Below are 1448 nucleotides of genomic sequence, written 5' to 3' on the forward strand. Positions count from 1 at the left end.
CGTTCGCCGCGTTCGAGCGCGACGGCGGGCGCGGCGCATGGCGGGCGGTGCTGCACCGCGCGGTGCCGGCCGCGGGCGAGCGCTGCACGTTCAACCAGTCGGGCCCGACGCTGCTGATCGCGGCGATGCGCACGCTCGTCGCGTCGACGTTCGGTGACGACGTGCCGGATCTCGATATGTCGAAAGCGCGGTGAAAGTGCGGTGAAATGGTTCAGCCGGTTTGGCGTGGACCGTGAGCGTCGCTTATTCCGCCCGCGACACGATCCGCAGGAATGCGCGCACCGCGGGCGCCTTTTCGAAGCGCCGGTGCGCGAGCGCGAGTTCGGACGTGATCGGCTTGCCCGCGAGCGGCCGGTAGACGACGCCCGGCAGCGCAACGCAGCGCGCGAGTGCGTCCGGAATCACGGCCACCCAGCCGTTCACTGATACGCACGCGAGCACCGCGAGCAGGCCGCCCGGTCGTGCGGCGACAACCGGCGCGAAGCGCCCGCGGCGCGCGACCTCCAGCGTGCCGAGCTCCTGCTCGGGCACCGCGAAGCGTGCGTCGGCGAGATCGGCGGCCCTGATCGTCTGCAGCGCGGCGAGCGGCGAATCGGCCGGCACTGCCGCGATGAACACGTCGCGCTGCAGCGTGACGGTGCGGATTTCGCCGGGCAGCGGCATCGGCGGCCGCACGTAGGCGATGTCGAGCCGGCCCCCATCGATCTGCTTCGCGACGTCGTCCATCGGCACCTCGCGCAGGTTCAGCTCGATGCGCGGATGCGCGGCGCGAAACGCGCCGATCGTGCGCTGCAGCGTGCCCGAATAGACGGCCGACGACACGTAGCCGACCTCGATCCGGCCCAGTTCGCCGCGCTCGGCGAGCGTCGCCAGTTCACGGCCGCGCTGCAGGTGCTCGAATGCGGCGCACGCCTCGGCCAGGTAGGCCTCGCCGGCGGCACTCAGCGCGACCGAGCGCCGCGACCGGTGAAACAGGCGCACGCCGAGCAGCCGCTCCGCTTCCTGGATCTGTCGCGTAAGCGCGGGCGGCGCCATGTCGAGCGCTTCGGCCGCGCGCGCGAAGTGCAGATGCTGCGCGACGCTCAAGAACGCGCGCACGTGACGGAATTCGAGTTGACCCATGATTGCGAAAATCGTCAATAAAACAGCGTGGGAATATCAATGACGGGCAATACCGGGCAAGCCTAGCATACGGCTCGTCGATCCTGTCCCGGAGTCACCGATGTCCCAGCCTTCCCCGGCACCGAGCGCGGGCGAGTCCGCCGGCGCCGCCGACACCGAGCGTCGCGGCCGCGCGCGGCTGCCTGCCGCCGCGACGCTCGCCGTCGCATCCGCCACCTGTTCGCTGATCGTGCTCGACACGAACGTCGTCGCCGTGTCGCTGCCGAGCATCGCGCGCAGCTTTCACGCGAGCTTTGCCGACATCGAGTGGGTCGTGAGCGCGTACA

At 70.5% G+C, this 1448-nt stretch carries 1 protein-coding gene and 2 pseudogenes; 2 read left to right on the forward strand and 1 reads right to left on the reverse strand.

The features are described 5' to 3' along the window. Positions 1-194: pseudogene (locus G3N94_RS41435) on the forward strand (DUF2591 family protein); the annotation flags it as partial. A gap of 49 nt (positions 195-243) precedes the next feature. On the opposite strand, the gene G3N94_RS41440 reads toward G3N94_RS41435, so the two are convergent. Beyond that, complete coding sequence (locus G3N94_RS41440; RefSeq protein WP_205799923.1) at positions 244-1122, reverse strand: LysR family transcriptional regulator; 879 nt, start codon at positions 1120-1122, stop codon at positions 244-246. A 100-nt stretch (positions 1123-1222) separates the two neighbouring features. Here G3N94_RS41440 and G3N94_RS41445 point away from each other — a divergent pair. After that, positions 1223-1448, forward strand: a pseudogene (locus G3N94_RS41445) (MFS transporter); the annotation flags it as partial.

The organism is Burkholderia sp. Ac-20353, from assembly GCF_017104785.1.
Lineage (GTDB): Bacteria > Pseudomonadota > Gammaproteobacteria > Burkholderiales > Burkholderiaceae > Burkholderia.